The organism is Halobacillus karajensis (assembly GCF_900108515.1).
Taxonomy (GTDB): domain Bacteria; phylum Bacillota; class Bacilli; order Bacillales; family Halobacillaceae; genus Halobacillus; species Halobacillus karajensis.
Genome location: NZ_FNWW01000003.1, coordinates 291,302 through 316,922 on the forward strand (window position 1 = coordinate 291,302; position 25,621 = coordinate 316,922).

The following is a 25,621-nucleotide window of genomic DNA, read 5'->3' on the forward strand; positions in this document are numbered from 1 at the left end:
ACCTCTACCTGAAATCCGGCTAAAGTAGGAATTCTCAAAAGCTTGATTCTTTAGAGTTGGAAACAATTCAGAATTTTGTTACATTTTTATTAAATCCATTGTGGTTCAATTCGATATTGTGATAAAATTTAGACGCCTTTGGAGAGGTGGAAGGAATCATGCAATCATATAAAGACCAATTTATGGAGTACCTTCAAATTGAAAAAAACGCTTCCCCTTTGACTTTAAAGCATTATGGAAGGGATTTAGACGAATTTCATGCATTCCTTAAATCTGAGGGAGTGACACTCCATGAATGTGAATACTCGGTCATTCGTGTTTATCTATCACGACAACATGAAGCGAATTATTCGAGGAGGACGATTTCACGAAAAATATCCAGCTTAAGGAGTTTTTTTCGTTTTCTTGAGCGGGAAGAAATCATCCAGCAAAATCCTTTTTTAAATGTGACGTTACCAAAGCGGGACAATCCAATTCCCAATTTTTTTTATGAAGAAGAGTTAGAGAAGCTTTTCACTGTGAGTGATTTGAGTACACCTTTGGGGCAGAGAAACCAGGCTCTTATCGAACTCCTTTATGGAACAGGGATCCGTGTGAGTGAGTGCACGAAAATAGAAGTCAGTGATCTTGATTTTTCCTTGAATACGGTCCTCGTTCACGGCAAAGGGAGCAAAGATCGGTACGTTCCATATGGCCAATTCGCTGCAAAGGCGCTTCAAGCCTATATAGAAGATGGAAGAAGAGAGTTAGCTTCTAAGAGAAGCGATGAATCGAAAAATATTTTTCTGAACGCCAAAGGTGGTCCCTTAACTGCAGATGGCATCAGGCTCATCTTGAAGAAAATGGTGGAAAAAGCTTCGTTAACTGTAGATATCCATCCTCATAAATTAAGGCATTCGTTTGCTACCCATCTTCTTAATGAAGGTGCAGATTTACGTTCAGTCCAGGAATTATTAGGTCATGAAAGACTTTCTTCCACTCAAATCTATACGCATGTGTCTAAAGATCGACTGAAAAATGTTTACATGAACAGCCATCCGAGAGCAAATAAGAGGTGAATATGATGGATCAACAATTTCACGCCACAACAATCTTCGCTGTCCAGCATAATGGAGAGTGTGCGATGAGCGGAGATGGACAAGTGACACTGGGGAATCAGGTAGTCATGAAACACAAAGCGAGAAAAGTTCGCAGATTATTCAACGATCAGGTGCTCGCAGGTTTCGCTGGTTCTGTCGCAGATGCTTTTACACTCTTTGAAAAGTTTGAAGGGAAACTGGAAAGCTATGATGGAAACCTTGCCCGTGCATCTGTGGAGTTAGCGAAAGAATGGCGCAGTGACCGTGTTTTAAGAAAACTAGAAGCCATGTTGATTGTGATGGATAAAGAAAACATGTTTCTTGTTTCCGGTACAGGGGAAGTAATAGAACCGGATGACGGTATTCTTGCAATCGGTTCAGGAGGAAATTTTGCTCTTAGTGCTGGAAGAGCATTGAAAAGATACTCTCCGGAGCAGTCCGCTTCTCAAATTGCAAAAGCTGCGCTGGAAATTGCGGGAGAAATCTGTGTGTTTACAAATGACCAAATCATATTGGAAGTTCTCGATTAAGGGGGGGCATTCATGTCTTTAAATTTGACGCCAAGAGAAATCGTTGAAAAACTTGATCAATATATTATTGGCCAAAACAGTGCAAAGCGTTCAGTGGCTATAGCTCTGCGAAATCGATACCGCCGCATGCAGCTGACAGATGAGCTGAAAGATGAAATCGTACCAAAAAATATTTTAATGATGGGTCCAACAGGTGTTGGTAAGACAGAAATTGCTAGAAGACTGGCGAAACTGGTAGGGGCCCCCTTTGCTAAGGTAGAGGCTACTAAGTTTACCGAAGTTGGTTATGTTGGTCGTGATGTGGAATCCATGGTGAGGGATCTTGTAGAGATGGCCGTTCGTATGGTGAGGGAAGAGAAGATGGAGGCTGTCCAAGATAAGGCTGAAGAACAAGCCAACAAACGTCTTGTAAAACTTTTGGTTCCTTCTAAGAAAAAACAGGCGAACAACTTTAAAAACCCTTTCGAAATGATTTTCAATCAAGGAAATCAACAGGAAACGGATACAGATGAAAAGAAGGAAGAAGCAGAAATCGAAACAAAACGAAGTCGTATCCGGCATCAGCTGGATCTAGGGGAATTAGAAGACCGGATGGTCACTATTGAAGTAGAGGAATCCCAGTCTTCCATGTTTGATATGCTTCAGGGCTCTGGTATGGAACAGATGGGCATGAATATGCAGGATGCCTTCAGTCAGTTTATGCCGAAAAAGAAAAAGAAACGGAAACTCCCTGTGTCTGAAGCACGGAAAGTATTAACACAAGAAGAAGCAGGGAAACTTGTCGATATGGATGAAGTTGGTCAGGAAGCGGTTGTAAAGGTTGAGCAGGCCGGAATGATCTTTATCGATGAAATCGATAAAGTAGCCGCAAAAGGTGATAATCAGGCAAATGTATCTCGTGAGGGTGTTCAAAGAGATATCCTGCCTATCGTTGAAGGATCTACGGTGGTCACTAAATATGGTCCTGTGAATACCAACCACATTCTTTTTATTGCTGCAGGAGCTTTTCATATGGCGAAGCCATCTGACTTGATACCTGAACTACAAGGCAGATTCCCGATACGTGTGGAATTGAATAAGCTTAGTGTAGATGACTTCAAGAGTATTCTTACTGAGCCTTCTAATGCTCTTTTGAAACAATATAAGGCATTACTTGAAATTGAAGGTATAAAGGTTGAATTTTCTGACGATGCTATTACTAGACTCGCAGAAATCGCTCATGAAGTGAATCAGGAAACAGACAATATCGGAGCGCGGAGGCTACACACCATTTTGGAGAAACTGCTTGAAGATCTATCCTTTGAAGCACCAGATGTAACTATGGAAAAAATTGAGATTACTCCGCAGTATGTAGACAGCAAACTATCATCTATTGTAAAAAACAAAGATTTGAGCCGATTTATTTTATAGGGTAAATAACAAGGAGGAAATGAACATGAAACTATTAGACCGTGCTCGCAAAATTAATGCGATGCTGCAAAAAACAACTGGAAAATCTGTGGACTTCAACGATATGTCTGCAACCTTACGAGATGTTATTGAGGCGAATACATTTGTATTGAGCCGACGTGGAAAGCTTCTTGGTTTTTCCATTAATCAGGAAATTGAAAACGAGCGTATGAAAGCCATGCTTTCTGAACGTCAATTCCCACAAGAATACACACAAAACCTATTCAATATTGAAGAAACGACCCCGGATATCGATATCGACAGTGAATACACCGCTTTCCCTGTAGAAAATCGTGAACTATTTGAGAGTGGTTTGACGACGATTGTACCGATCATCGGCGGCGGTCAGCGTTTAGGTACTTTGATTCTGAGCCGTCTTAATAGTAATTTTAATGAAGATGATCTTCTATTGGCTGAATACGGTGCAACGGTTGTAGGAATGGAGATTCTTCATGAAAAAACAGAAGAAATCGAGCAGGAAGCGAGAAGCAAAGCTGTTGTTCAAATGGCCATTAGTTCCCTTTCCTATAGCGAACTAGAAGCTATTGAACACATTTTTGAAGAACTTGAAGGAAATGAAGGCTTACTGGTAGCAAGTAAAATTGCTGACCGGGTAGGTATTACAAGATCAGTGATTGTCAACGCTCTTAGAAAGCTGGAAAGTGCTGGAGTAATTGAATCCAGATCTCTTGGGATGAAAGGCACATACATTAAAGTTTTAAATAACAATTTCCTACTAGAATTGCAAAAGCTTCGTACAAACTAATCAAAAAGTAATAAAAACGCCACTTTAAAAAAAGTGGCGTTTTTATTTTGGTCCATTTTGATTAGAAAAGGTTCAAAGGCACAAAAAAATGAAGATATACCCCCTATTTTCCCTATATATTAGGCATTATTTTGAATGATCAGCCATTGTTTTGCCTGTTCGAAGTAAAGCTATTGAATCGTATTCTTTTTGGGGGAGCTCCGGTAAATGGAATATTAATACATTTTATAGGTAAAATGGATCTAGTTCTTTAGGAGTGTTTGCGAGACTCCCATAAAAAACTGCATTTATGTATAGACATTAGTACGTGAATTTTTTTACAATTGTGGCTGTGAGTAAATGAGAAATGTCGAATAGAGGTGAATTTTATGACTCTTTTCAGTAGTACTTTTACGAGCTTAGAAAATGCTCTGGATTATTCTACGGCAAAAAACAAAGCCATTTCTAATAATATTGCTAATGTAGATACCCCTGGGTATAAGGCTAAAGATGTAGTTTTTAAGGACGTATTGCATCAAGAACGTTCCTTGCTTAAGGCGAGAAGGACTAATGAAAGACATTTGTCTTTTTCGAGTGATGTTACAAAACCTTATCGGTCCTTTACAAGAACTTCTACTACATATAATCATAATGGTAATAATGTAGACATCGATAAAGAGATGAACCATCTGGCCCAAAACCAAATTCAATACCAAGCCCTCATTAATCGGATGAGTGGAAAGTTCAGAAGCTTGGAATCCGTCATAAATGGAGGGAATTAAACAAATGAGTATTTTTCATGCCATGAATAATAGTGCAAGTGCATTGACGGCTCAACGTCTGCGTATGGATGTTGCATCTTCTAATATGGCGAATGCTAATACAACAAGAGCCACGTTAAATGAAAATGGAGAATGGGAACCTTACCGTCGTAAAATGGTTGTTTTTCAGCCTTCTGAAAATAAATTCAGTCACTTCCTACATAAAGCTGCTCATCACCCATCTCAAGGGAGCGGAGTTAAAGCGACAGATATTAAAGAAGATAAGGAACCCTTTAAACTTGTCTATAATCCCAATCATCCCGATTCCAATCCAAACGGCTATGTAAAGTTACCGAATGTTGACCCACTTAAAGAAATGGTCGATATGATGAGTGCTACACGTAGCTATGAAGCTAATGTTACTTCTGTGAACGCGTCTAAAAGTATGTTAACAAAAGCGTTAGAAATCGGTAGATAAGGGAAGGAGAATTTGTCATGCCAAATTTCATAACAAACCCCATGCCCGTATCCCAGGTTCTTCATTCCCAGTCGAAGCAAAACGTAGCACCAGGAGAAGCTCAAGTTAGTTTTGCTAAGCAACTGAAGAGTGCTGTGGAAAGGGTGAACGAGGCACAAGTTTTATCGGATCAAAAAACAAAAGCCCTTGCCCATGGAAAAATAGATGACCTGCATGATGTCATGATCACTTCACAGAAAGCAAGTATCACGTTGAAAACGGCTATAGAAATGCAAAGTAAAGTGATTGATGCCTATAAAGAAGTCATGCGTATGCAAATTTGAATCTACTATATTTAATTCGCACTAAACTATTCGCTTAGGTCGTGCTTTTTTTGGGGGCAATTATGAAAGAAAATATAAAAATTTATAAAGAAAGTCTCGCAACCTTTTGGAAAGAGCGTAAGAAATCTCAGAAAGGAACGATTATAGGTGTTGGGTCTGTATTCTTATTCATCATCATTTTAGTGGCCATTTTTGCTTCCCATACAAAAATGGTTCCTCTTTACAGAGATCTGACCTTACAGGAGGTCGGTCAAATTAAGATGGATCAAAATTTCAATTACTTTGACAGAAATGATTCGAAGGTCGCTGAGTCTGAAAATGCTTATACATATCAACAAAATGTGAAGAAAGATATTGAAAGAGATATTAAGCAGAGAGTGCAACGAATGCTTGGGATGATGATCGGCCGACATAAAGTGATTGCCACTGTCACCGCAGACATTGACTTCACCAAAGAAAATCGTGTGGAGGAACTTGTCGAACCGGTCGACCCCGATACAATGGAAGGCTTGCCAGTAAGTGTAGAAAAAATTGAAGAAGCTTATGAAGGCGGCGTGCCTGAGGGTGGAGTTCCTGGGGTAGGAGACGAAGATACGATTGGGTATCCAGCAGACGACGACAGTTCTAACGGTGACTATGAAATGAGTCGAGAAACGATCAACAATGAATTTAATCGTATTAAGAAAAATATTGAAGAAAGTCCTTATAAGGTACGGGATATAGGGATCCAAGTTGCTATTGATAATACAAAAGGAACGACACCAGAGGGAGAGGTGGAGTACTTAACAGCGTCGGAACAACAAACGGTTGAGGAAAGTGTACAATCTATCGTTGATTCTATGATTACGACTTCGATCGATGGTGAGTATGGTCAGGTGGATACAGAAGAAAAAACTTCAATTGTCTTCCAGGAATTCGGCGGTGATCCGGAATATCCGGATAACAATCAGGTAATCCCTTCGTGGGTTTACATCCTTGGTGGGATACTTGTGTTCATTATAATCGTTCTTCTCTTTATGTTAAGTCGTAGAAAGAAGACCACGGAAGAAGAAGAGGATCAGATGTTTGAGAAAGAGGAAGAGGCTCAGAAACCTAAACCTCAGGAAGTTCCAGGAATGGATGAAAAAGAAGATGAGGCAACACATAAACGAAAACAGTTAGAAAAAATGGCAAGAGATAAACCAGAAGATTTTGCGAAATTATTGCGATCATGGATTGCAGAAGATTAAGGAGGTTGTTGTATGGCCTTAAGGAAATCAAAGTTGACAGGCAAACAAAAAGCAGCCGTCTTATTAATCTCCCTCGGGCCTGATGTAGCTGCTCAAGTATATAGGCATTTAGATGAGGAAGAAATTGAACAATTGACATTGGAAATATCATCGGTCCAAAAAGTCGATAGTCAAGAAAGGGACGACATTTTGAACCAATTTCACCAAATTGCCCTGGCTCAAGATTATATTTCGCAGGGCGGGATTGGGTATGCAAAAACCATACTGGAAAAAGCGCTAGGCTCTGATGAAGCAGCTACTATTATTGGACGGTTGACTTCTTCGCTGCAGGTTAAACCGTTTGATTTTGCTAAGAAAGCAGATGCTCATCAAATTCTTAATTTTATTCAGAATGAACATCCACAAACCATTGCTCTGGTATTGTCCTATCTGGATCCAGAGCAATCTGGCCAGATCCTCTCTGAGCTTCCTCAAGAGTTACAGGCTGATGTAGCGCGCAGAATTGCAACGATGGAATCCACTTCACCTGAAGTGATTAACCAAGTTGAACAAATCCTTGAAAGGAAGTTATCTGCGACGGTAACCCATGATTACACAGAAACCGGCGGTATACAATCTGTGGTAGAAGTTTTGAATGGAGTGGATCGGAGTACAGAAAGAACCATCTTGGATTCGCTTGAAATCCAAGATCCTGAACTCGCTGAGGAAATTAAGAAGCGGATGTTCGTGTTTGAAGATATTGTTACCTTGGATAACCGTGCCATTCAAAGAATCATTCGTGATGTAGATAATGACGATCTTCGCTTGTCGCTTAAGGTATCTAGTGAAGAAGTCAAAGATATTGTCTTCGGTAATATGTCAGATCGTATGGCCACTACGTTCAAAGAAGAGATGGAGTTCATGGGACCCGTCAGACTTCGTGATGTGGAAGAAGCTCAAACACGGGTTGTGTCAACCATCCGTAGGTTGGAGGATGTAGGTGAAATTGTGATAGCAAGAGGTGGGGGAGATGACATCATTGTTTAATCATTCTCCCCAGTCTCGTGGTCGAGTCATCCAGATTAAACCTGTCGATGTAAAGGTAAGTCCAAGAGAGGAACAAAACAAGGAGAAAGAGCTGGCTGACCTTAAAGAACAAATTGAAAAAGCTTACCAGGATTTAGATGACGTCAAGGAAGAAAAAGCCCAGATGATGTTCACAGTTGAAAAAGAAATCGAAGAAATGAAAGCGGCCTGGATGGAAGAAAAGAAAGTCATGGAGAACGATGCGTACCAGAAAGGAATGGATCAGGGTTTTCAGCAAGGCTATAAGGAGGGGCATGCCTCGTTAGAAAATAGGTGGAGGGAGGCCAATGATATAGTTCAGAAGGCTAAAAGTGTCCATGATCGGATTGTAATTAAACATGAAGAAACAATGGTGGAAGTAGCGATGAAAGCTGCTGAAAAAATCCTTAACACGAAGCTGAAAGAGGATTCCGATTTGTTTTTACCGGTTGTACAAAGAGTGATTGAAGAAGTGAAACGACAGCCGGAAATCTCTCTCTATGTACACCCCGCCTACTATGGTCTTGTGCACTCCCAGATAGAAGAACTGGAACGGCTGATTGCCCCATCCACTCACTTGACTATCTATGCGAAGGGTGACTTGGATCCTTTTAGCTGTGTGGTTGAATCTCCATTCGGAAAACTCGACGGTAGTATTGACACACAACTGAACGAATTAAGGCAACAACTTCTTTCCATTGCTCATGAGGAGATGGGAAATGGATAATATCCGTTATTTAGAGACTATAACAAAGGCTGACACTATGAAAAGATATGGAAAAATTCATAGAGTTGTTGGTCTGATCATTGAATCGAAGGGTCCTGAGGCCGCAGTTGGAGATTTGTGTTATATCCATACTTCTGAATATAAAGAAAAAATTGCTGCCGAAGTAGTAGGGTTTCATAGTGAAAACGTACTTTTAATGCCTTTTCGAGAAGTGAAAAAGGTCAGTCCGGGGAGCGTTGTTGAAGCCACAGGAGAACCCTTGAAAATCAAAGTAGGTATGGGGTTGATCGGAAAGGTCATCGATGCAACGGGGCATCCTTTGGATGGGGGGGCTTTTCCTAAGGGCTTAAAAGGATATCCTACAGATCAAGAACCCCCGAACCCATTATCGAGACCCCCCATCCATGAACCCATTCAAGTAGGAGTTCGTGCGGTCGATACGCTATTAACGGTTGGAAAAGGCCAAAGGATCGGTATTTTTGCTGGGAGTGGTGTGGGTAAAAGTACATTGATGGGCATGATCGCCCGTAACAGTTCCGCAGACCTTAATGTCATCGCATTAATTGGTGAAAGAGGGAGAGAAGTTAGAGAGTTCATCGAGAATGACCTTGGAAAAGAAGGTTTGAAAAATTCAATTCTCATTGTAGCCACTTCCGATCAGCCTGCTTTAATGAGAGTGAAAGGAGCTTATACAGCGACTGCTGTCAGTGAATACTTTCGCGATAGGGGGTATAACGTGAACTTAATGATGGATTCTGTTACGCGTTTTGCTATGGCCCAGCGTGAAATAGGTTTGGCCACTGGTGAGCCTCCGACCACGAAAGGATATACACCGTCCGTATTTGCCTTATTACCAAAACTGTTGGAAAGAACCGGTTCTAGCATGAGCGGCACGATTACAGCTTTTTACACGGTGCTTGTCGATGGGGATGATTTGAATGAACCGATTTCCGACACAGTAAGGGGGATCATCGACGGCCACTTTGTATTAGACCGGAAGTTGGCAGAGCAAGGACATTTTCCCGCTATTAATATTTTGAGGTCCATCAGCAGGGTCATGAAACAAATAGTGTCTGAGGAGCATAAAGCGTCGGCCGAAAAGATAAGATCCCTTTTAGCTACTTATGAAGAAAACAGGGAGTTGATCCAAATAGGGGCGTATAAAAAAGGTTCAAATAGGAAAATTGATCAGGCGATCGACCACCATTCTTCTATTACCCAATTCTTAAAGCAAGGGGTTTATGAACCGGCCAGTTTTGAAAAAACGGTCGAAGACTTAAAAAATCTGTTCGAATAGGAGGCCTTCGATTATGGCTGACATTCAAACGTTTCAAAGAATAAGAGACTTACGTGATCGAGAAAAACAAAAAAAACAAAAAGTTTATCAAGAGGCTGTGACCGCTTTTGAAAACCAGGCCGAACAATTATATGAAAGGCTTAAGAAAAAGGAAGAAGCTGTAGCAAGCTTTGAAAAAGAGATGGCACAGAAAACGGTGAAGGCCGCAGCCATTGTACAGCATCAACAATACATCCAACGTCTGGATGAGAGGATTGAAAGCCTTCAACCTTCCGTCCAACAAGCGAGGCAGAATATGCTGCAGAAACAATTAAAATTATCGGCTGCTCATATGGAAGTGAAGAAATTCGATAAACTAGTGGAGCTCAGACAAGGCGAGCAAACCATTTTAACAAAAAGTGAAGAAAACAAAGATATGGATGAGCTTTCCATGCAACAATACTTATACTTTCAGAATAGGTGATTGAATGGCGAAAAGTGGATATGCGAAGCAGAACAAAATGAAAACATTTCCTAAGGTTATTTTTGCCATTTTTATTCCTTTTATTTTTCTTATCACTTTTACCATGATTGTCCTGACGCTCCTAGGATTCAACGTTTTTGAAGAGGCAGAGAAGTATGCGGGACACATCCCCGGAGTGTCGCAAATAGTTTCACTAAACCAAGAAGGAGCATCGAGTAAAGAGGAAGAACACTATCAGGAAATGTTGGCCAACAAAGAGACTGAGATTGAAAATCTACAAAGGGAAGCGGATAGCAAACAAGACCAAATCACTGCATTAGAACAGCAGATTCTTCAACTGGAAGCTGACTTGGAAGAAGCAAGATCTGAGGAAGAGACAGGTGCGGAAAATAGCAAGGTAGAAGAAATGGCCCAATCCTTCCAGAAAATGGACGCAGATGAGGCAGCCCCTATTATTGAGAATATGGATGAAGATTTAGCTGTTCAGGTATTAAATCTTGTTTCAAGTGAGGAAAAGGGAGAGATCCTTGGACAGATGAAAACAGAAACGGCTGCAAGTGTAGCGAGCCGGTTAATCGAAGAGTAATGGCTTTTATTGAAAGGGGGTGTATAAATGAATATGGCGTTAAAGCCCCTTTTAGGGCATATACAGAAGCTTGCAGTGAATCGGAATGGGAATGCGAAAGAGCAGGAATCTTGGAGCGGGACTGGTTTTCAATCCTTTTTGACTAAATCCCAGCTGACAAGGGAGCCTCATTTTTCAAAGAAGAATGCTTCTGAGGATTCAGGTGAAAATTTGCGCCAGCTTCTTAAGGATATCGAATCTTTTATATCAACAATGAGGTTGGAGGGTGAAATATCGGAAAAGGAAGCGGGGGATTGGGCTCATCTTTTAAGCCCTAGTAAGGAAGCTTTACATGAGGAAGATCTATCAAAATTGATTCAATCCTTAGAGATTCTCCACCAAAAAATGATGAAAGACAATGAACAATCTATGAAGCTGTTCCCATTCACTTTTAATCCCGAATCGTTGCAACGTGATCTATCCTTTTTTCGACAAGAACTGAGGAGTAGCCAGGAATCGGGTTTGTCCGGGGATGAGCTAAAGATAGGCTCTCCACAAACTCAAGAAAAACACTATGGATTTTCCACTCCTTCTTCTGTCCGAAGAGAAAGCGAATTACATAAGATATGGCAAGAATTCAAGAGTATAGTCCAATCTATTTCAAAAAGTAATCAACTAGAGGAGTTGAATCTCAAAGCTGGTAAAGAACTGAAGCAAACGATGGAAAAGCTGATGCAGCTTATAGATTCATTGCCAAAGACAGAAAAAAATAATTGGCAAACAATCATGGGAAAAGGGGGGAAAGAGGGGGCACCACAGGAAAAACAACTCTTCAATAAACTCATAACAGTGTTTCAAAATCGCGTTGACGTTCCAAAAGCTTATCATCAACAAACTCCGATAACCGGAAGAGATATAGCGAAATTAGTTAAACAATCGATTGGGGAAGGTGTTCAGCAAGAACAAAAACATCAAAGTCTTCTACACTCTCCGTTTTCACCATCCACGCCGATGACTAAAGTAGAGCAGTATGTCATCCAATTGAACCAAAATCAACATTCATCATCCTCACAGGTATTGTTGGTTCAGGAAATGAAACGGATGATTCAATCAAGTCGGATGTTTTCAAATGCGAGAGGAACTACGGAATTACTCCTTAAATTAAGGCCTGGAAACTTCGGAGATTTGACGGTACGATTCTCCCAAATGAATGGTGAAATGGCGGTGAAGATTCTAGTAACCAGCCAGGCTGTTAAGGAAATGCTTGATGGCAATATGGGTCAATTAAGGCATATGTTCTCCCCCCAGCAGGTAGTCGTCGAAAAAGTAGATGCTTCAATGTTACAGCAGCAAACGCAGGAGCAGTTGGAAAGTGGTGATCAAGAGGAAGAACAAGGACAGCGTAATCAACCATATGAACATGAAAGTATAGAAGAGAATGAGGAAGAGGAACTGTCGTTTCATGACATATTATTGAATGAGAAAGCCTAGGTGATCGTATGACAAGCATTGACCCTTCACTCTATCTAAAAAGTCAGCAGAAACAGGGAGCAGGAACCAGCCCATTAGGAAAAGATGACTTCTTGAAAATTTTGATGGCTCAAATACAAAACCAAAATCCGTTGAATCCCATGGAGGATAAGGAATTTATTTCCCAGATGACAGAATTCTCTAGCTTAGAGCAAATGACAAATATGTCCCAGTCTTTTCAAAGATTCATGGACACCCAAAGTCTGCCACCGCTCATCCAGTATAGTGGATTGATCGGAAAAGAAGTATCTTATCCTGTGTCCGATCAAGAGACGGGGTTTTTAGATCATATGGAAAAAGACATCGTCCAATCTGTCAGCCGGAAAGATAGAGAGACTTATTTAGAATTGAAATCTGGACAGAAAGTATCCGTGAGGGAAATCACTCAAGTAAGTGACAGAAGTGACTCCCCGGACTTTTAACCATTCCGGATCAGAAAAGTTCAAGTAAGGATGCAAAGGAACGTATAACCGTGGAGAGGGCAGAAGTAGGAGAGTATGATCGAATGTTTAGCTCTATAGATAGAAGCGCAAAAAATGGCGAGGGTGTGGATCACAATCGCAGAATTTTCAGGAAAATAGATGGAACGATTTTTAACTGATAAATAGGCGGGACCTTTACTTTAGGGAGGTCTTTGGTGATCTGCAGATCGATTCATGTAGGTGAGAGGATTCGAAGGAAAGGAATGGTTTAACATGCTTCGTTCAATGTACTCAGGAATTTCTGGAATGAAAGGATTTCAGACAAAGTTAGACACTATCGGCAATAACATTGCTAACGTAAACACGTATGGATACAAAAAGGGGAGGGTGACTTTCCAGGACATGATGAGTCAGACAATATCCAATGCCCAGGGCCCGATTGCTGGTGAAAATGGGAATGTAAGAGGGGGATTAAACCCGTCCCAAGTTGGTTTGGGCTCCCAGGTGGGCTCGATTGATACGATTCATACTCAGGGAAACCGACAGACTACAAACCGGCCGCTGGATCTTTCACTTGAAGGCGATGGAATGTTCGTTTTAGCTGAAGCGGGAGAATCGGGGATTGATACAGATGATCGAGAGATCGAGTTAGGCAATGTGAATACGAGCTTCACTCGTGCAGGAAATTTCTATCTTGATTCAGAAGGTGCCATTGTAAACAATGAAGGGAAATATTTAGTAGGACAACTCGTAAATGAAAATGGGGAGGAGGTTTCAGGTATCCTTACCATACCAGACAGCGCCCAAAGTTTCAGTATTCAAACGGATGGAACAGTTAACTATGTCGATGAGAATGGGGATCCGCAAGTAGCCGGGCAAGTGAGACTAGCGAACTTTTCAAACCCGAGCGGCCTTGAAAAACTTGGGGGGAACACATTCCAATATACTGAAAATGCCGGGGAAGCTATCGATGGTCTTGATGATCTATTAGTTGCCGGCCAAGATGGTACGGGACAAATGGTTGCAGGAGCCTTGGAAATGTCCAACGTAGATCTTGCTGAATCGTTTACTGAAATGATTACCTCCCAGCGTGGGTTCCAGGCCAACACAAGAATCATCACAACCTCTGATGAAATTCTTCAAGAGCTTGTTAATTTGAAACGATAGAAAGAGTTGAGGGGTTAAATAGGCCCCTTCTCTAGTCAAGCTATGATTATTTTAAACCATTAAACGGTCAATCCTTTATACATTTAATGGTTTTATACATAGAAAACCAACCCCTGATACGACGATCATTACTCCTGCAGGCCGGTGATTTATTGGGAAAGAAAGGAAGAAGGATGAAGTAAATGAAGCGGTTGGCTTCTATAAAAAAATAGGGAGGATCAGCGGGTCAGAAGGCAGGTGAAGATAATCTATGAATTTATTTAAAGTGATGGCCATGACTCTCAGTACATTGACAATTCTCGGGATGGTCGCCTTGGTTCTCGTTTTTCAATTGGATGGGAAGAGTGAAGCAGATAGTGAAAGGACTATAGATGAGATTCGAGAGGCGTCCTTTCTGACAGAGGAAATCACTACAGATTTGCAAAATGGGGATTATGTCCGAATCAGTTTTCGGATCGTCACAGATAGCAAAGCTTCCATGGAAGAATTGAAGAAGAGAGATTTTCAGGTGCAGAACGTGCTTTTAAAGGAATTAGCGCCTATGGATACGGAAACTTTTCAGTCTGGACTTGGTGATCTTGAAGAAAAAGTAAAATTAAAATTGAATGAATTCATGTCTGAAGGCAAAGTAACCGAGGTCTACACCGTAAACAAAGTCCTTCAATAATAAAGAGGAAGAAAGGGGGGTGAGGGTTTGGCAGAAGAGGTTCTCTCACAGAATGAGATCGATTCATTATTGTCTGCATTATCTACTGGAGAAATGAATGCAGAAGAATTGAAGAATGAAGACAAAGAAAAAAAGGTGAGAGTGTATGACTTTAAGCGAGCACTCCGTTTTTCCAAAGACCAGATTCGCAGCTTAACCAGAATCCACGAAAATTTTTCGAGATTACTGACCACCTATTTTTCAGCCCAGCTGAGGACCTATGTGAACATAGAAGTCGCCTCTGTTGATCAGCTACCTTATGAAGAATTTATCCGATCGATACCGACGATGACGATTCTGAATATTTTTAGCGTTCCTCCCCTTGAAGGACGTATTTTGTTGGAAGCTAACCCTAATGTCTCTTATGCGATGATGGACCGTGTGCTGGGAGGGAGAGGGAGCAGCGTAAACAAAGTGGATAATTTAACAGAGATTGAAACAACCATTATGTCCCATCTCTTCGAAAGATCTCTTGAAAATTACCAGGAGGCCTGGGGGTCGATTGTGGATATGGATCCATTCTTAGAAGAATTTGAAGTCAATCCTCAATTTTTGCAGATGGTTTCGCCTAATGAAACCGTTGTCGTGGTCTCTTTAAACACTACGATCGGGGAAACAAGTGGGATGATCAATATTTGTATTCCTCATGTTGTCTTGGAACCCATTATTCCCAAACTTTCTGTTCATTATTGGATGCAGAAAGAACAGCCGAAAGAGCGGGACCCGGAAGAATTCCAGGCCATCACTCATACAATCAAGGATACTGAATTGGATGTGCGGGCCATTTTGGGTGAAGCGGAGATGAGCATACAACAATTTTTAGGGTTGAAAAATGATGATGTAATTCGCTTGGAACAACCCATTGACCAACCGATACGAATGAAAGTGGATGAGGAAGATAAATTTTACATACAACCAGGCAAATCGAAAAACAAGTTGGCTGTACAAATATTAGAGGAGTACCAGGGGGGTGCCGGAAAAGTTGAGGGATGATATGTTATCGCAGGACGAAATTGATGCGTTATTGAACGGCGGGGAGGACATCAGTGAAGAGGCTTTAAACGGAGCAGATATGGAAGACCACTTATCTTCCGTGGAAGAAGATGCTTTAGGAGAAATCGGAAATATCTCATTCGGGAGTTCTGCTACGGCTCTCTCTTCCCTTTTGAATCAGAAAGTCCAAATTACAACTCCACAAATTTGTGTTGTTTCAAGAGCTGATCTACCAAGAGAATTTCCTAAGCCGCACGTAGCTATTGGAGTCACCTATACCGATGGTTTTTCTGGTGAAAATGTACTTGTGATCGGGACGAAAGAGGCAGCTATTATTGCTGATTTAATGCTTGGTGGTGACGGGATGGTGCCTGAAGACCATCTGAACGAGATTGCATTAAGTGCCGTTCAGGAAGCTATGAATCAAATGATGGGATCTGCGGCTACAAGTATGTCCACCATTTTCAATAAAAAAGTGGATATCTCACCACCTGCTATTGATGTGCTGGACTTGGAGGAAGAAGAAGATCAGAACAAAATCCCTGACGAAGAAGTGCTTGTAAAAGTGTCTTTCCAACTACAGGTAGGAACATTGATTGATTCGAATATTATGCAGCTGATCCCCATCAGCTTCGCAAAAGAGCTCGTAGAGGAATTGATCACCCCTGAACGGGAGGAAGTGGAAGCCCTCTCCTGGCCTTATGAAAAAGAGACAAAGAAAGATACGGCAAAGCAGTTGGATGGAAGGCCAGCTGAGAAATCAACTTCTGAACTGGAATCCCCCAAGCCGCCTAATCCTACAAAAGTGTCCTCATCACCGCAGTATGTAGGTGGCCCTGCTGGTCAAACGGTAGAAGATGCGAATGTTCAAGCTGCTGAGTTCCAAAGTTTCAATCCCGTTCAACTCAGTGGAACAGAGCAAAAGAATTTAGATATGTTAATGGATATCCCTTTGAAGGTAACTGTGGAACTTGGGCGTACGAAACGAACGGTAAGAGAGATTCTAGAATTAACTTCAGGATCTGTATTGGAACTTGATAAATTAGCTGGTGAACCGGTAGATATTCATGTCAATGAAAAATTGATGGCAAAGGGAGAAGTTGTCGTCATTGATGAAAACTTTGGCGTACGGGTGACAGATATTGTGAGCCCAAAGGAACGTCTGACCAAATTACGATAATTAATCAAAAAAGAAATTCAGGAGGAATAAGCATGGCAGAAAGAATTTTAATTGTTGATGATGCCGCATTCATGAGAATGATGGTGAAGGATATTTTAACGAAGAATGGCTATGAAATTGCTGGAGAAGCGGAAGATGGAAAGAAAGCGATAGAGCTTTATAAAGAAGAGCGGCCCGACTTGGTAACGATGGATATTACGATGCCTGAAATGGACGGCATTACGGCACTTAAAGAAATTAAAAGCCAATACCCCGATGCCAAAATCATCATGTGTTCAGCTATGGGACAGCAAGCCATGGTCGTCGATGCCATTCAAGCAGGAGCAAAAGACTTTATCGTGAAACCTTTTCAGGCTGACAGGGTCCTTGAGGCTATTCAAAAAGCATTGAGTTAAAGAAGGAATGGACATGATTTCAACAACGAGAATGACAGCCGCTGTTTTTTTATTCCTACTGTTGATAAGCCTATCCTCGCTTACTGTTATGGCGGAGCCAAGCGCCTTTGAATGTTTGGACAATCCTCAATTAGAGGGTTGCCCTTCATCGGAAGGTGGAGAAGATGTGGAAAAGCAAACAACGGAAAAAGCTGTTGAGGTGGGTACAGGCAGCAGTCTGATTTGGAATATAGTGAAGTTAATCTTTGCCTTAATTTTTGTGGTGGTTCTGATTTACGGACTCCTTAAATTTTTTAATCAAAAAAACAAAGTCTTCAATCAGAATCGTACAATGGAGAATCTGGGTGGAATGAATCTCGCTCCGAATCGATCCATCCAAGCTGTTCGGATAGGAGAGCAAATTCTTATCCTTGGGGTTGGTGAATCCGTACAGATGATTACGGAAATCTCCGATGAAGAAACGAGAAATGCATTGTTGAGACGAGAGAATAACGGAGGACCACAGCCACGGTTAGATGTTAAGAAATGGATGGATAAATGGAATGAAGATCAACGGAAGGAGGATCCATCCTCTACACAATTTCAACATTTATTTGAAAAACAGCTGAATGATATGAAAGGTAAGAGGAGACAGGCGATGGATCAGAAGAGGAGGGGGGCGGATTATGAATGAATTCGTAGACCTCTTCTCCAGTTCAGATCCGGAAAGTGTAGCCACTTCAGTCAAGTTCCTATTATTATTGACCATTCTTTCACTAGCTCCTGGGATATTAATATTAATGACGAGTTTCACTAGGATATTGATTGTTTTGTCTTTTGTAAGAACTTCTCTGGCTACTCAGCAAATGCCTCCGAACCAAATCCTCATCGGTATTGCCCTATTCCTCACTTTTTTTATTATGGCTCCGACGTTTGAAGAAGTAAATGAACAGGCGTTGACACCGCTGTTTAATGAGGAAATAACCTTGGACGAAGCCTATGAAGAAGCAAGTATACCAATGAAGGAATTTATGGGGAAACATACGAGACAGAAAGATTTGGCTTTATTTATGAATTATGCTGATTTGGAAGCTCCTGAGACCATACAGGATGTCCCTATAACCACTCTGGTTCCGGCCTTTGCGATCAGTGAATTGAAAACGGCTTTTCAAATGGGATTTATGATTTTTGTACCGTTCTTAGTTATAGATATGGCCGTTGCGAGTGTTCTTATGTCGATGGGGATGATGATGCTTCCGCCCGTTATGATTTCGTTACCGTTTAAGATTCTATTGTTTGTTTTAGTTGATGGTTGGTTTTTAATTACTAAATCATTATTGGAAGGTTTTTAGACAGGAGGTCTGCACATGAACAGCCAGATGGTTATATCGTTTGCTAAAGAAGGAATTTATACGGTCCTCCTTATATCTGGTCCCCTGCTTATTTTAGCACTTGCGATCGGTCTGCTTGTTAGTATCTTTCAAGCTACGACACAAATACAAGAACAAACTCTTGCTTTTATCCCGAAGATCGTAGCTGTAATGATAGGATTAATCGTCTTTGGCCCATGGATGCTCACCAATATGGTTGAGTTTACGGCTAATATTTTTAATAACCTGAACATCCTGGTGGGATAGCTTAGTGCTGGATGCTATTTATTTAACGAACATACCAGCATTTTTGCTCATCTTGGTAAGGGTGACTTCCTTTTTTGTTACGTTGCCTTTGTTTTCATATCGGACGGTCCCCACTCGACATAAAATAGCCTTCAGTTTTTTCTTGGCTGTGATGATGTACTTTACGGTCCCCACTCCGTCTCTACCGATAGACAGCGAGTACTTTCTGTTACTGCTTAAAGAAATGGGGGTCGGCATTGCGGTTGGGTTGTTAGCTTATATTATTTTGGCAGCCATACAAATCGCAGGTGGATTTATAGATTTTCAGATGGGGTTTGCCATTGCGAATGTGATTGATCCACAAACTGGAGCCCAAAGTCCTTTAATTGGACAGTATTTATATATGATGACTCTATTATTTATATTAGCTGTCGATGGCCATCACCTCATGATTGACGGGGTTTTTTACAGTTATGAATGGATCGCGGTGGATCAGTTTTTACCTTTGAGAGATGAGAGATGGATAGTGTTTGTCATACAGTCATTTAATCAGATGTTCGTGATTGCTTTCTTAATGGCTGTTCCGATCGTGGGGTGCTTGTTTCTAGTAGATATTGCCCTGGGGATTATTGCAAGAACAGTCCCTCAATTAAATGTCTTTGTCGTTGGTTTACCCTTGAAAATTTTTGTCGCCCTTTCTGTACTGGTGATTGCTATGACCTTTTACGTCATGTTAATAAGAAATTTATTTGAGACTATGCTGATGACAATGCGTGAGCTTATGCAATTATTCGGAGGTTGAAGATAATGGTGTGGTTAAAACTTGATCTCCAGTATTTTGCTGCAGATGAGAAGACAGAAAAAGCAACACCTAAAAAGCGGCAGGATACAAGAAAAAAAGGGCAAGTCCCAAAAAGTCAAGATGTTAATACAGGCTTCCTATTGCTACTAGTGTTTGGAGCGCTGTTCATACTGGGTCCTTATATGGAAGGTACACTGACGGGGATGTATAAGGTGGCTTTCAATGAGTATATACATCGAGAATTAACAGAGGAACAAACCCACTCCATGTTTGTGGAAATGACTATGGAAATTTCCAAAATTATGGCTCCGATCATGGGTGTGGCCATTGTAGCGGGAATAGCATCGAATCTTTTGCAAGTTGGGATCATGTTTACAGGAGAACCGCTGAAATTGGACCTGAAGAAGCTGGATCCTATCAAAGGAGCGAAGCGGATATTTTCGGCAAGAGCTCTGGTGGAATTAATGAAATCTTTACTGAAAATCAGTTTAGTTGGGGTCATCACATTTTCTATTATTTGGATCAATAAAGACCAGATGATGATGATGTCTCAGAAATCCGTTGAAGGAGCGCTCGCTTTCTTTGGGACGATTACCATTTTAATGGGAGTGGCTTCCGCGCTTGCTTTATTGCTTTTATCCGTTCTTGATTATACCTATCAAAAGTACGACCATGAGAAAAACATTCGAATGTCAAAAAAAGACATCAAAGATGAACATAAAAATATCGAAGGGGACCCCCAAATTAAAGCAAAGATTAAAGAGAAGCAGCGCCAGATGTCTGCTTCAAGAATGATGAGTGAAGTTCCCGAGGCGGATGTTGTCATCACGAACCCGACACACTATGCCATTGCGATTAAATATGAGGAAACGAAATCGGACGCGCCTTTTGTTGTTGCGATGGGAGTGGATTTTTTGGCATTAAAAATTAAAGAAGTCGCCCAATCACACCATGTGATTATAGTGGAAAACCGCTCTCTAGCAAGAGCCCTTTATCAGCATTCTGAAGTTGATCAGCCCATCGATGAACAATTTTATAAGGCTGTTGCAGAGGTATTGGCTTATGTCTATCAATTAGAAAAGAAGATCTAAAGAAAGGAGTACTCCCACATGTCAGCGAGAGATTTATCAGTACTTATCGGCGTGATCCTGATCATTGTCATGCTTGTGATCCCATTGCCGGGGTGGCTCCTTAGTTTTTTTATTCTTGTAAATATAACGCTTGCGCTCCTCGTTATCCTTGTTTCAATGAATATGGATGAAGCATTGCAGTTCGCGGTTTTTCCAACATTGTTATTATTGCTTACTTTGTTTCGTCTTGGGTTGAATGTATCTACTACCCGCTCCATCTTGTCCGAAGCAGAAGCCGGAGGAGTAATCGCAACGTTCGGGACATTCGTGATTGGTGGAAATCCACTGGTTGGATTTGTAGTCTTTGTCATCCTTGTTATTATTCAATTTTTAGTTATTACCAAAGGTGCAGAGAGGGTTTCTGAAGTAGCTGCTCGTTTTACTTTAGATGCGATGCCAGGGAAGCAGATGAGTATTGATGCAGATTTGAATGCAGGATTGATCCATGAACATCAGGCGAAGGAACGTAGAGAAAAAATCGAGAATGAATCTGACTTCTACGGCGCTATGGATGGGGCGAGTAAATTCGTTAAAGGAGATGCCATTGCTGGAATAATTATCGTGCTGATCAATATCATCTTCGGATTAATTATCGGTATGGTACAAATGGGAATGTCTTTCAGTGAGGCTATCGATACATACATGCGTTTGACAGTTGGGGATGGGCTTGTAAGTCAAATCCCGGCCCTGCTTATTTCTACAGCGACAGGGATTGTCGTAACAAGAGTAGCGTCTGAAGGGAATTTGAGCACAGATGTAACACGTCAATTGCTGCGATATCCGAAACTGCTATACATTGCGGCCGCTACTATTTTTTTACTAGGCTTGACCCCCATTCCAATCTTGCTCACAACGCTGATTTCCTCTGTACTGGCTTTTGGCGGATATTGGCTTTCTCGTCAAGAGCAGGAACCCGCATTCGAAGAACCAGAAGAGATGGATGAGGCGGAAAGCGACCAAATGAAATCACCGGAGAGTGTAGTCAACTTGATAAGTATGGATCCTATTGAATTTGAGTTTGGTTATGCCTTAATCCCCATTGCTGATACGAACCAGGGCGGAGACTTATTGGACCGCATTGTGATGATCCGCAGACAATTGGCAATCGAGCTTGGAATTGTGATACCGGTGGTTCGTATAAGGGACAATATTCAGCTTGGCCCTAATGAATATCGCTTGAAAGTAAAAGGGAACGAGGTTGCTCAGGGAGAATTGTTGCTGGACCATTATTTAGCTATGAGTCCTGGCGGTGAGGATGACGAGATGGAAGGAATCGATACACAAGAACCCGCTTTCGGTCTTCCCGCAAAATGGATTACAGAAGCACAGAAGGATGAAGCGGAACTATCCGGTTATACGGTTGTGGACCCTCCATCGGTTGTATCGACACATATTACGGAAGTCATAAAACAACAAGCTCACGCATTGCTCGGTCGCCAAGAGACACAGCAGCTGATTGATCATTTGAAAGAGTCCTATCCCATTCTTGTAGAGGAAGTAACACCTGAACCACTCCGTGTCGGAGATGTACAAAAGGTTTTGGCCAAATTATTACGTGAGAATGTATCCGTGAAAAATTTACCTGTTATTTTCGAAACGCTGGCTGACTTTGCAAAAATGACGAATGACACCGAATTGCTGGCAGAATATGCCAGACAATCCTTATCGGCTCAAATTACCAATCAGTATAAAAAAGAAGACCAGTTAGTAAAAGTAATTACGGTTTCCGGGAAAGTGGAAAAAAACATTGCCGACCATATTCAACAGACCGAGCATGGCAGCTATCTGGCTCTAGATCCGGAGCGCCAGCAAACCATTATGACCACTATTGCAGAACAAGTAGAACAAATGACTTTACAAGAGGAAACAGCTATCCTCTTATGTTCGCCGGCCGTACGGATGTATGTGAAGCAGCTGCTGGATCGCTTTTTACCTCAGGTGGTTGTTTTATCTTATAATGAGCTGGAACCGACGGTTGAAGTGCAAAGTGTAGGGGTGGTGAACGTGGCATGAGAGTGAAGAAATTTCAGGCAGAAACCCTGCCTGACGCCATGAGAAAAGTAAGAAGTGAATTAGGAACAGATGCCGTAATCTTGAACTCGAAAGTGAGGAAGACAGGAGGTTTTCTCGGCCTGTTCAAGAAAAATATGACAGAGGTTATCGCGGCTATAGACCCTGCAGATGAGGATGAAAACAATGGAGCAAGAAAGAAAGCGGAAAAACAACGAACGTCGCCACTGACTAATCAAAACGACGATGAAATTATGAAAGAATTAAAAGAGCTGAGGTCTTTGATCCAGGAGCGGGAACAAAAGTACCCAGGTATGTATCAGGAGGCTTTTGAGTTCTTAATCAGCCAAGAAATTTCGCAAGAATATGCACATACAGTCATAGAGAAATTGCTGCAACATGAAAAGGCAATATCCGATTATGAAGAGTTAGAACAACGGATAAGTGTTCAATTATCTGAACAAATGAAGGCTGGAAATTTTGGTGATCCCGTATTTGATAAGAAGTTTATTCACTTGTTTGGACCGACAGGGGTTGGAAAAACAACTACATTAGCAAAACTAGCTGCTGAGGCAGTCCTGAATTATCAATGGAAAGTAGGTTTCATTACAACAGATACTTATCGAATGGCTGCTATTGATCAATTGAAGACGTATGCCAATATTCTGGATGTACCTTTGGAAGTCGCTTACAGCTTAGAAGATTATAAGAAAGCAAAGGCGCGTTACAGTGATTTTGACCTTGTGCTTGTCGATACACCCGGGAGGAACTTCAGGGATGCCTCCTTCGTAAAAGAGTTACAACAAATGGTCCATTTTGACCAGGAATCCGATAACTTTCTTGTACTCGCCTTAACAAGTAAATATTCGGACATGAAAGATATTTATGCTCAATTTGCAGAAATCCCCATCCATCAATTGATTTTCACTAAGGCTGATGAAACATCCAGCATAGGCAGTGCAGTTAATATGACAATCCAGCATCAATTGGGAGTCGCTTTTATGACAGATGGCCAAAATGTCCCCGATGACATTCGAACCGTTTCTGCCATGGAATTGGCGGGCAGGTCTGTGGAGGGGTTTGCACATGAAAGATCAAGCTGATTTGCTCCGCAGACGAATGAAAGAAAAGGAGTCTCAAACAGAGGCAAAAACAATCGCCATTGTAAGTGGAAAAGGCAGAGTAGGAAAATCAGCTTTCTGTATGAATTTTGCGTTGGAATTAATCAAGAGAAATAAGAAAGTACTCCTCTTCGATTTGGACATTGGGATGGGAAATAGTGATCTTTTAATGGGAAAAACCGCGAAACATAGAATTGTTGACTTGTTTCGGGGACGTTTGTCCATTCCCGATATCATTGAATTAGGTCCGGAATCCTTGTCTTATATTGCAGCTGGATCCGGGCTTTCGCAAATTTTCACATCCGATTATTTTAAGTTCGCATCCTTTCAAAGAGAGTTTGAAAAAATAACCAGACCTTTCGATTACATCCTTTTTGATATGGGGGCAGGGACATCTCAGGATCGTTTGAATTTTATTTCATCTGCCCATGAGGCTATCGTAGTGACAACACCAGACCCAACATCTTTGACTGATAGCTACGCTATGATAAAACAACTGGTAGATAAAGGTAGGGATGTTCCCATCAAAATATTGGTGAATCGCGCACGGAGTGAAAGTCTTGGAAAGACTACGTATTCCCGGCTTTCGTTCGTTGCGAAGAAGTTTCTTCATGTAGATGTATCTTTGTTAGGAATATTACCTGATGATAGGGCGGTCCTGCAGGCGCTGCATCACCATAAACCATTTGTCCTTCATCAACCCAATAGTAAAGTGAGTCAATCGTTATCTCGTATTGTTGTTGAGTATGTAGAAGACAGTAAAAAAGTTGAGCTTTCCACATCATTCATGGATAAACTGAAAAGATTTGTGTTTGCGAGGGTTGGAAATGAAGAGGGTTAAGGTTTTAGTTGTTGATGATTCAGCTTTTATGAGACGAATATTAAGCGATATTTTAAAGAAAGAGCCACGTATTGATGTCGTAAGTACAGCACGGAACGGAAAAGAGGGGGTGGAAAAAATAAAGGGGTTAACCCCTGACGTCGTTACGTTGGACATTGAGATGCCGGTTATGGGTGGATTAGAGGCCCTGACGTATATCATGAAACAGGCCCCTATTCCAGTAGTGATGGTATCTAGCTTAACGAAAGAGGGGGCAGCACGTACTCTAGAAGCAATCCACCTCGGTGCTGTGGATTTTATTCACAAACCATCCGGAGCCATTTCGATTGATATGAAAAGCATGGATAAAGAGATTATTAAAAAAATCCTCACCGCAGGGAAGGCAAGAGTATCCCCCTTCAATGACCGTTTAAATAGACAAGTCGACTTACCAGAGGATATACAGACGCAAGGGAATATTATTGCGATCGGGACGTCGACCGGCGGTCCAAGAGCTTTACAGCAAGTGTTACGTACATTACCATGCAACCTCCCTGCTCCTATTGTGGTTGTCCAGCATATGCCGAGTGGGTTTACCAAATCATTGGCAGAACGGCTCGACAAAATATCTGAGATTTCAGTGAAGGAAGCAGGACATATGGAGGAATTACATAATGGGGTCGCTTATGTGGCTCCGGGCGGGTACCATATGGAAATTGTTCAAGAAAACAAGGTTCTAAAAATCCATTTGAATCAAAATCCTCCAGTGAACGGGCACCGGCCATCTGTGAACGTTATGTTTTCTTCTTTAGCAAGATTAGAAAAGGTGACAACAACGGCTGTTGTGATGACTGGCATGGGGACAGATGGTCTCACTGGATTGTTGGAATTAAAAGAAATGAGAAAAGCCACGTTTAGCATAGCAGAGGATGAGAGTACTTGCATCGTGTATGGGATGCCAAAAGCAATTCATCAGTCAGGACTTGCTGATGAAGTCCAGCCATTGACTAATATCAGCCAAAGAATTGTGCAATCTCTCCAGCGAAAAAGGAGGTAAACA

The 25,621-nt window shown here is 41.4% G+C and carries 29 protein-coding genes; all 29 read left to right on the top strand.

The genetic code is table 11. From position 1 onward, the window contains the following. Positions 1-158 precede the first annotated feature (158 nt). The 29 genes from xerC to BLW54_RS08820 all read left to right on the top strand — a co-directional run bounded on the left by xerC (position 159) and on the right by BLW54_RS08820 (position 25,618). Positions 159-1,058 (top strand): tyrosine recombinase XerC, encoded by a 900-nt coding sequence (gene xerC, locus BLW54_RS08680; protein ID WP_035505354.1) that lies wholly within the window; start codon positions 159-161, stop codon positions 1,056-1,058. A gap of 5 nt (positions 1,059-1,063) precedes the next feature. Continuing rightward, positions 1,064-1,609 (top strand): ATP-dependent protease subunit HslV, encoded by a 546-nt coding sequence (hslV, locus tag BLW54_RS08685; protein WP_035507497.1) that lies wholly within the window; start codon positions 1,064-1,066, stop codon positions 1,607-1,609. Between the two features lie 12 nt (positions 1,610-1,621). Then, the gene (gene hslU, locus BLW54_RS08690) at positions 1,622-3,019 is read left to right on the top strand and encodes an ATP-dependent protease ATPase subunit HslU (RefSeq protein ID WP_035505352.1); all 1,398 of its coding nucleotides are present in this window, start codon (positions 1,622-1,624) and stop codon (positions 3,017-3,019) included. A gap of 25 nt (positions 3,020-3,044) precedes the next feature. Then, positions 3,045-3,824 (top strand): GTP-sensing pleiotropic transcriptional regulator CodY, encoded by a 780-nt coding sequence (gene codY / locus BLW54_RS08695; RefSeq protein ID WP_074734015.1) that lies wholly within the window; start codon positions 3,045-3,047, stop codon positions 3,822-3,824. A 368-nt stretch (positions 3,825-4,192) separates the two neighbouring features. Further along, positions 4,193-4,585: a flagellar basal body rod protein FlgB gene (gene flgB, locus BLW54_RS08700; RefSeq protein WP_074734018.1), complete on the top strand. Its 393-nt coding sequence runs from the start codon at positions 4,193-4,195 to the stop codon at positions 4,583-4,585. A 4-nt stretch (positions 4,586-4,589) separates the two neighbouring features. After that, complete coding sequence (flgC, locus tag BLW54_RS08705; RefSeq protein ID WP_035505348.1) at positions 4,590-5,042, top strand: flagellar basal body rod protein FlgC; 453 nt, start codon at positions 4,590-4,592, stop codon at positions 5,040-5,042. 41 nt (positions 5,043-5,083) lie between these two features. After that, positions 5,084-5,365: a flagellar hook-basal body complex protein FliE gene (gene fliE / locus BLW54_RS08710; protein ID WP_483299608.1), complete on the top strand. Its 282-nt coding sequence runs from the start codon at positions 5,084-5,086 to the stop codon at positions 5,363-5,365. A gap of 62 nt (positions 5,366-5,427) precedes the next feature. After that, a complete protein-coding gene (fliF, locus tag BLW54_RS08715) occupies positions 5,428-6,594 on the top strand; it encodes a flagellar basal-body MS-ring/collar protein FliF (protein WP_074734021.1) in 1,167 nt (388 codons plus the stop codon). 12 nt (positions 6,595-6,606) lie between these two features. After that, on the top strand, positions 6,607-7,620 hold the full coding sequence (gene fliG / locus BLW54_RS08720; RefSeq protein WP_035505343.1) for a flagellar motor switch protein FliG: 1,014 nt from the start codon (positions 6,607-6,609) through the stop codon (positions 7,618-7,620). Beyond that, positions 7,604-8,365, top strand: a complete 762-nt coding sequence (gene fliH, locus BLW54_RS08725) for a flagellar assembly protein FliH (RefSeq protein WP_074734023.1) — start codon at positions 7,604-7,606, stop codon at positions 8,363-8,365. The genes fliG and fliH overlap by 17 nt, the downstream gene beginning before the upstream one ends. Beyond that, complete coding sequence (fliI, locus tag BLW54_RS08730) at positions 8,358-9,662, top strand: flagellar protein export ATPase FliI (RefSeq protein ID WP_074734026.1); 1,305 nt, start codon at positions 8,358-8,360, stop codon at positions 9,660-9,662. Before fliH ends, fliI begins: the two co-directional genes overlap by 8 nt. A 13-nt stretch (positions 9,663-9,675) precedes the next feature. Beyond that, entirely contained in the window at positions 9,676-10,125 is a 450-nt protein-coding gene (fliJ, locus tag BLW54_RS08735) for a flagellar export protein FliJ (protein WP_035505338.1), read from the top strand. A 4-nt stretch (positions 10,126-10,129) separates the two neighbouring features. Beyond that, complete coding sequence (locus tag BLW54_RS08740) at positions 10,130-10,711, top strand: MotE family protein (protein ID WP_074734029.1); 582 nt, start codon at positions 10,130-10,132, stop codon at positions 10,709-10,711. A gap of 27 nt (positions 10,712-10,738) precedes the next feature. Next, positions 10,739-12,181 carry a flagellar hook-length control protein FliK gene (locus BLW54_RS08745; protein ID WP_074734032.1) on the top strand — a complete coding sequence of 481 codons (1,443 nt, stop codon included), beginning with the start codon at positions 10,739-10,741 and terminating at the stop codon, positions 12,179-12,181. Between the two features lie 8 nt (positions 12,182-12,189). Beyond that, positions 12,190-12,642: a flagellar hook assembly protein FlgD gene (gene flgD, locus BLW54_RS08750; RefSeq protein WP_074734035.1), complete on the top strand. Its 453-nt coding sequence runs from the start codon at positions 12,190-12,192 to the stop codon at positions 12,640-12,642. Between the two features lie 273 nt (positions 12,643-12,915). Beyond that, positions 12,916-13,809, top strand: a complete 894-nt coding sequence (gene flgG / locus BLW54_RS08755; protein ID WP_074734144.1) for a flagellar basal body rod protein FlgG — start codon at positions 12,916-12,918, stop codon at positions 13,807-13,809. A 250-nt stretch (positions 13,810-14,059) separates the two neighbouring features. Continuing rightward, positions 14,060-14,476, top strand: coding sequence for a flagellar basal body-associated protein FliL (fliL, locus tag BLW54_RS08760; RefSeq protein ID WP_035505331.1), 417 nt, complete (start codon positions 14,060-14,062; stop codon positions 14,474-14,476). 27 nt (positions 14,477-14,503) lie between these two features. After that, positions 14,504-15,508 (top strand): flagellar motor switch protein FliM, encoded by a 1,005-nt coding sequence (gene fliM / locus BLW54_RS08765; RefSeq protein ID WP_074734037.1) that lies wholly within the window; start codon positions 14,504-14,506, stop codon positions 15,506-15,508. A gap of 1 nt (position 15,509) precedes the next feature. Next, entirely contained in the window at positions 15,510-16,688 is a 1,179-nt protein-coding gene (gene fliY / locus BLW54_RS08770) for a flagellar motor switch phosphatase FliY (RefSeq protein ID WP_074734147.1), read from the top strand. 32 nt (positions 16,689-16,720) lie between these two features. Then, entirely contained in the window at positions 16,721-17,083 is a 363-nt protein-coding gene (locus BLW54_RS08775) for a response regulator (protein ID WP_035505324.1), read from the top strand. A 13-nt stretch (positions 17,084-17,096) separates the two neighbouring features. Further along, on the top strand, positions 17,097-17,756 hold the full coding sequence (locus tag BLW54_RS08780) for a flagellar biosynthetic protein FliO (RefSeq protein WP_074734040.1): 660 nt from the start codon (positions 17,097-17,099) through the stop codon (positions 17,754-17,756). Next, a complete protein-coding gene (fliP, locus tag BLW54_RS08785; protein ID WP_074734043.1) occupies positions 17,749-18,414 on the top strand; it encodes a flagellar type III secretion system pore protein FliP in 666 nt (221 codons plus the stop codon). Before BLW54_RS08780 ends, fliP begins: the two co-directional genes overlap by 8 nt. A 15-nt stretch (positions 18,415-18,429) precedes the next feature. Next, the gene (gene fliQ, locus BLW54_RS08790) at positions 18,430-18,699 is read left to right on the top strand and encodes a flagellar biosynthesis protein FliQ (protein ID WP_035505318.1); all 270 of its coding nucleotides are present in this window, start codon (positions 18,430-18,432) and stop codon (positions 18,697-18,699) included. 4 nt (positions 18,700-18,703) lie between these two features. Beyond that, entirely contained in the window at positions 18,704-19,480 is a 777-nt protein-coding gene (gene fliR / locus BLW54_RS08795; protein ID WP_074734046.1) for a flagellar biosynthetic protein FliR, read from the top strand. 5 nt (positions 19,481-19,485) lie between these two features. Further along, positions 19,486-20,571, top strand: coding sequence for a flagellar biosynthesis protein FlhB (gene flhB, locus BLW54_RS08800; RefSeq protein ID WP_074734048.1), 1,086 nt, complete (start codon positions 19,486-19,488; stop codon positions 20,569-20,571). An 18-nt stretch (positions 20,572-20,589) separates the two neighbouring features. Beyond that, a complete protein-coding gene (flhA, locus tag BLW54_RS08805; protein ID WP_074734050.1) occupies positions 20,590-22,623 on the top strand; it encodes a flagellar biosynthesis protein FlhA in 2,034 nt (677 codons plus the stop codon). Next, complete coding sequence (gene flhF / locus BLW54_RS08810; protein WP_074734052.1) at positions 22,620-23,723, top strand: flagellar biosynthesis GTPase FlhF; 1,104 nt, start codon at positions 22,620-22,622, stop codon at positions 23,721-23,723. Before flhA ends, flhF begins: the two co-directional genes overlap by 4 nt. Continuing rightward, the gene (locus tag BLW54_RS08815) at positions 23,707-24,582 is read left to right on the top strand and encodes a MinD/ParA family protein (RefSeq protein ID WP_074734054.1); all 876 of its coding nucleotides are present in this window, start codon (positions 23,707-23,709) and stop codon (positions 24,580-24,582) included. Before flhF ends, BLW54_RS08815 begins: the two co-directional genes overlap by 17 nt. Continuing rightward, a complete protein-coding gene (locus BLW54_RS08820) occupies positions 24,569-25,618 on the top strand; it encodes a protein-glutamate methylesterase/protein-glutamine glutaminase (protein WP_035505311.1) in 1,050 nt (349 codons plus the stop codon). The genes BLW54_RS08815 and BLW54_RS08820 overlap by 14 nt, the downstream gene beginning before the upstream one ends. Positions 25,619-25,621: the final 3 nt, after the last annotated feature.

What these genes read in the sequence shown, in the direction of transcription:
- flgG (WP_074734144.1), top strand. Translation starts at nt 12,916, where the DNA reads ATGCTTCGTTCAATGTACTCAGGAATTTCTGGAATGAAAGGATTTCAG.
- flhA (WP_074734050.1), top strand. Translation starts at nt 20,590, where the DNA reads ATGTCAGCGAGAGATTTATCAGTACTTATCGGCGTGATCCTGATCATT.
- BLW54_RS08820 (WP_035505311.1), top strand. Translation starts at nt 24,569, where the DNA reads ATGAAGAGGGTTAAGGTTTTAGTTGTTGATGATTCAGCTTTTATGAGA.
- fliQ (WP_035505318.1), top strand. Translation starts at nt 18,430, where the DNA reads ATGAACAGCCAGATGGTTATATCGTTTGCTAAAGAAGGAATTTATACG.
- flgC (WP_035505348.1), top strand. Translation starts at nt 4,590, where the DNA reads ATGAGTATTTTTCATGCCATGAATAATAGTGCAAGTGCATTGACGGCT.
- BLW54_RS08740 (WP_074734029.1), top strand. Translation starts at nt 10,130, where the DNA reads ATGGCGAAAAGTGGATATGCGAAGCAGAACAAAATGAAAACATTTCCT.
- BLW54_RS08775 (WP_035505324.1), top strand. Translation starts at nt 16,721, where the DNA reads ATGGCAGAAAGAATTTTAATTGTTGATGATGCCGCATTCATGAGAATG.
- flgB (WP_074734018.1), top strand. Translation starts at nt 4,193, where the DNA reads ATGACTCTTTTCAGTAGTACTTTTACGAGCTTAGAAAATGCTCTGGAT.
- hslV (WP_035507497.1), top strand. Translation starts at nt 1,064, where the DNA reads ATGGATCAACAATTTCACGCCACAACAATCTTCGCTGTCCAGCATAAT.
- BLW54_RS08745 (WP_074734032.1), top strand. Translation starts at nt 10,739, where the DNA reads ATGAATATGGCGTTAAAGCCCCTTTTAGGGCATATACAGAAGCTTGCA.
- flhB (WP_074734048.1), top strand. Translation starts at nt 19,486, where the DNA reads ATGGTGTGGTTAAAACTTGATCTCCAGTATTTTGCTGCAGATGAGAAG.
- fliL (WP_035505331.1), top strand. Translation starts at nt 14,060, where the DNA reads ATGAATTTATTTAAAGTGATGGCCATGACTCTCAGTACATTGACAATT.
- fliE (WP_483299608.1), top strand. Translation starts at nt 5,084, where the DNA reads ATGCCCGTATCCCAGGTTCTTCATTCCCAGTCGAAGCAAAACGTAGCA.
- hslU (WP_035505352.1), top strand. Translation starts at nt 1,622, where the DNA reads ATGTCTTTAAATTTGACGCCAAGAGAAATCGTTGAAAAACTTGATCAA.
- fliH (WP_074734023.1), top strand. Translation starts at nt 7,604, where the DNA reads ATGACATCATTGTTTAATCATTCTCCCCAGTCTCGTGGTCGAGTCATC.
- fliP (WP_074734043.1), top strand. Translation starts at nt 17,749, where the DNA reads ATGAATGAATTCGTAGACCTCTTCTCCAGTTCAGATCCGGAAAGTGTA.
- fliJ (WP_035505338.1), top strand. Translation starts at nt 9,676, where the DNA reads ATGGCTGACATTCAAACGTTTCAAAGAATAAGAGACTTACGTGATCGA.
- xerC (WP_035505354.1), top strand. Translation starts at nt 159, where the DNA reads ATGCAATCATATAAAGACCAATTTATGGAGTACCTTCAAATTGAAAAA.
- codY (WP_074734015.1), top strand. Translation starts at nt 3,045, where the DNA reads ATGAAACTATTAGACCGTGCTCGCAAAATTAATGCGATGCTGCAAAAA.
- fliI (WP_074734026.1), top strand. Translation starts at nt 8,358, where the DNA reads ATGGATAATATCCGTTATTTAGAGACTATAACAAAGGCTGACACTATG.
- BLW54_RS08780 (WP_074734040.1), top strand. Translation starts at nt 17,097, where the DNA reads ATGATTTCAACAACGAGAATGACAGCCGCTGTTTTTTTATTCCTACTG.
- fliG (WP_035505343.1), top strand. Translation starts at nt 6,607, where the DNA reads ATGGCCTTAAGGAAATCAAAGTTGACAGGCAAACAAAAAGCAGCCGTC.
- fliF (WP_074734021.1), top strand. Translation starts at nt 5,428, where the DNA reads ATGAAAGAAAATATAAAAATTTATAAAGAAAGTCTCGCAACCTTTTGG.
- BLW54_RS08815 (WP_074734054.1), top strand. Translation starts at nt 23,707, where the DNA reads ATGAAAGATCAAGCTGATTTGCTCCGCAGACGAATGAAAGAAAAGGAG.
- fliY (WP_074734147.1), top strand. Translation starts at nt 15,510, where the DNA reads ATGTTATCGCAGGACGAAATTGATGCGTTATTGAACGGCGGGGAGGAC.
- flgD (WP_074734035.1), top strand. Translation starts at nt 12,190, where the DNA reads ATGACAAGCATTGACCCTTCACTCTATCTAAAAAGTCAGCAGAAACAG.
- flhF (WP_074734052.1), top strand. Translation starts at nt 22,620, where the DNA reads ATGAGAGTGAAGAAATTTCAGGCAGAAACCCTGCCTGACGCCATGAGA.